This is a genomic window from Thermodesulfobacteriota bacterium (assembly GCA_031082315.1).
Classification (GTDB): Bacteria; Desulfobacterota; QYQD01; order QYQD01; family QYQD01; genus QYQD01.
This window is the reverse complement of the sequence record JAVHLC010000031.1, coordinates 1-3476: the sequence shown is the minus strand read 5'-3', so window position 1 is coordinate 3476 and position 3476 is coordinate 1. Positions and strand designations below refer to the sequence as shown.

The 3476-nt window shown below is 44.4% G+C and carries 4 protein-coding genes; 1 reads left to right on the top strand and 3 read right to left on the bottom strand.

What is annotated here, in order from left to right; genetic code table 11:
• Positions 1-872: hypothetical protein (locus RDU59_12880; protein ID MDQ7839374.1), on the bottom strand; the 872-nt coding region annotated here is incomplete at its 3' end.
• Positions 873-1241: 369 nt separating this feature from the next.
• Positions 1242-1436, bottom strand: coding sequence for a helix-turn-helix domain-containing protein (locus tag RDU59_12875; GenBank protein MDQ7839373.1), 195 nt, complete (start codon positions 1434-1436; stop codon positions 1242-1244).
• 250 nt (positions 1437-1686) lie between these two features.
• Here RDU59_12875 and RDU59_12870 point away from each other — a divergent pair, with 250 nt between their 5' ends.
• Entirely contained in the window at positions 1687-2478 is a 792-nt protein-coding gene (locus tag RDU59_12870; GenBank protein MDQ7839372.1) for a hypothetical protein, read from the top strand.
• 55 nt (positions 2479-2533) lie between these two features.
• Here the strand turns inward: RDU59_12870 and RDU59_12865 are convergent, their stop codons facing one another.
• Positions 2534-3325, bottom strand: coding sequence for a formylglycine-generating enzyme family protein (locus RDU59_12865; protein MDQ7839371.1), 792 nt, complete (start codon positions 3323-3325; stop codon positions 2534-2536).
• Positions 3326-3476: the final 151 nt, after the last annotated feature.

Genomic DNA, 3476 nt, shown 5'->3' with positions numbered 1-3476 from the left:
AGCTTCTCCTCAATGCCGGGGTTTTCCGCCATCACCTCTTTTAAGGCCCTCTTATTGATCTTCTCCCTCTCCTCCGAAGGCGCCGTCTTCTTCCACTCCTCGGCGGCCAAGGCGAGCTCCCGCTCCCTTTTCTCTCTCTCCTCGCGGGCCGCAGCCTCCCGCACCTCAGCCTCTCTCTCCTCGCGCTCCCGCCGCGCCGCCTCCTCCCGCTGCGTCCTCGTGGAAAACCCCTCGGGTGGCTGCCAGTCCTGCTCGACGGCTTTCTTCAGCATCCCGCCGCGGTTCTTTATCGCCTCTCCTTTGTACAGCTTATATTCCAGTATTTCTATCTTTTCGAGGAGAAATGCCGGAGAATACTTTTTAAGCCAGGTTTTTGCCATCTCTCCTGCAATCCCATATTCTTTCAGCATTTTATCATCTAAAGCAACAACAACAGGCGATACCACTAGGTTTTCTTCTGAGTATGCCGCATTTCCATGATCGAACCCACTCTCATGAGAAAGATCATTTTGTTGTTGTCTTTTTATATATATCTTTTTAATGGGGGTACGATTCGTATCCTTTTTTTCGCCGAAAAGGGTATGATTTGTATCCTTTTCGTTCTCTAAAGGGGTATGATTCGTATCCTTTTTTTCGCCGAAAAGGGTATGATTTGTATCCTTTTCGCTTTTCCTCTCTAAAAGGATATGATTCATATCCTTTTTTGCCTCATCTGAATTTTCAGAAAGCTTCTTATTGTAAGATTTTGAGCGGAGTCTTGGATGAATTCGATATACTTCTTTTTCTGGCAGTGGTGTATTCAGGGGTTCAATTATTTCAAACTCTGTTGTTTTGCCTCTTCCAGCAGAGGTCTCGTATTTGATGAGACCCATTTTGACCTGCTTTTCCAAATGGTGTTTTATATTTGGTCTGCTGCTTATGCCGGCAGTCTCACAGAGTTTTTCGAGTGAATAATAAAATTTATTATTTCCGAATCGCTCTCTCAGTTCTAAAAGTCGTTGAAATATACTCCAACCACTTGCCCCGAGAGCCATAGGAAGTCCACTATATCGGATCCAGAGTGGATATCTGGCAAATATAAAATCTATCTCGTTCCTATCGGCCACACAATAACCCTCCAAATTAATGTCCCGGGCTTTGACTTTTCTGGAGGGCGTGTTTATAATAATAGTGCAGTTAGTAATTTTTTACGCCCCGGTAAAAAAGCCCGGGTTTGCCACTCATCACCGGGTGGCATTTTTTTAGGCACTTATGGCTTTAGGCTCGCCTTCATTAATAAAACGTTTCAATTCGACACCCGTTATTCTGTAGTCTCTACCAATTTTAGTTGCTCCAATTGCTTTGCTCTTAATTTTTCTTCTTACAGTCTCTCTTCCACATCTCAGAATATCTGCCACTTCTTCGACGGTGTATAGCTGATCGTCAGCGATTTTCATAAAGGCCAGACTCCCCATATTTACTATTTTATACTACTTTATTATACATTTACTATCTTTTAATGTCAATGATTGATATTTACTGATAAATATTGACTTTATATTGTTTTGCCTGCTTTTACCCATGACAGAGTTCTTGAAGGATTTTGCCAGTATGCTGAGAATTATGAAATCTGCGGGAATCACGGCTAGATTTATTCTAGTATGTGGTTCCTATTTATTTTTTATAAAAGGACGGTGAACGTTAAGCGTGAACTTTGTTAAGTCTGAACATACATGGTTAACTCTTCAGGATGCCGGGAAATTAACGGGCAAAAATCCTTCTGCCATAAGGATGTGGGTTAAGAGAAAAATGGCCAGGGGTGAACAAATCCTTATTAAGAAGAAAAAGGGCAAGCATGGCGATATAATGCTGATACATTCTTCTGAGATTGAATGTGTTAATGCTCATGTTAAGGCTGAAAACAAATCGCCTTCATTCAACGATGAACAAAATCCACATAATATTGCTATATATGAGTTTGAGAACGTTAACCCCGAACCATTAACAGGGGGTGCACAATATGCTTCAGCTAAGCCAGAAGCCCTAACAAACCCCGAACATGTTAAGGGTTCTTTTATAGAATTTATCGAATTTTATGATAAAAAGCGGCTTGAGTGGGAGCGGGAACGCGATTCTTTGATGCAAGGCCTTCTGATGTACCGGTATAAATTTGAAGAGATCGATAGTAAACTAAAAGCCCTCCCTGCTCCTCCGGAGATCATCGCAGAGGAGATCCGTCAGAAAGAAACCGCATTTCAATCCGTCCAGGAGACCATCATCCAGAAAGATGAAGCTCTCGCCCAGGCGCAGCGGATTATCGATGAAGAGCAGCTTAAGCAACAGCAGCAGGCAGAAGCGATGGAGCAGTTAAAGGTAAAACTTCAAAAAGAAGAGCAGGCGAAAGAGGATTACCGTATTCACTGGGAACAGGCCCAGGCGAAGCTCAAAAGGCCTTGGTGGAAAATGGCACTCATTGCCATAGGTATGTGGAAAATTTAGGCAGCGTGGCAATAATCGGGTATTTCCCAACAAATATAAAGGCCAAAGAGTAAAATCAGGGAATACTGGAGGGGAGGCAGACACGGAAGCCGATGTTGCTGAGCCAACCACAAGGATTACGTCCGATGCGGAAGGAACATCGGAAACGAACTTCATTTTCATTGCTCCATGAACCACCACGAAAAACACGAGAGTCCCCTAATAGCGGTCCTTTTGGATTTTTAGAGGGGCTCTCCCCGTAATAGCTCTCACCGTACCAGTCGGCGCACCACTCATTAACATTCCCCGCCATATCATAGACACCATAGGGACTAACGCCCGAAGGATAAGATCCCGTCGGTGTGGTGCCTCTCCAATTTGAGATATCAGCCATTCCTACCATCTTCGTCCCATTTTTCCAGTTGCACTTTGTGCCATCCCACTCATTTCCCCAAGGGTATTCTCTCCCATCAGTTCCGCGGGCTGCCTTCTCCCATTGCGCTTCCGTGGGGAGATCCCCTCTAACCCACATGCAGTAAGCCATTGCATCATTCCAGGTGATACATATCACGGGATGCCTTTCTGGTGAGCGGGTTTGGGAAACAAGATTATTAGAAAAGGAAAAAGCGTTAAGAATATTTCGCTCAAGAAAAGAGAGTTTTGAATACTTTTTCCAATTGCCTTCAAAGCGATAACCTGTCTTATCCACAAAGCGGGCAAACTGCTCATTAGTCACCGGATATTTGTAAATATAATAGGCATCAAGATATATTGTATGCTGAGGGTGTTCATTCTCTCTTCCTACCTCCTCAACGGAGCCCATCAGGAACTCACCTGCAGGGATAAGGATCATCTCAGCACCATCCAACGGGTTGCTCCTCTCCCCCGGGAGCAAAGAAGGCGGTGTTGAAGACGCTGGTTTTTGTAAGGACGGCGATTTCTTGGGTGGGTCAGGAGGCTGAGCTTTTGCGGCATCTGGCGCTTGTAGTGGAGACAAAGCTGATATTTGTGGAACAGTT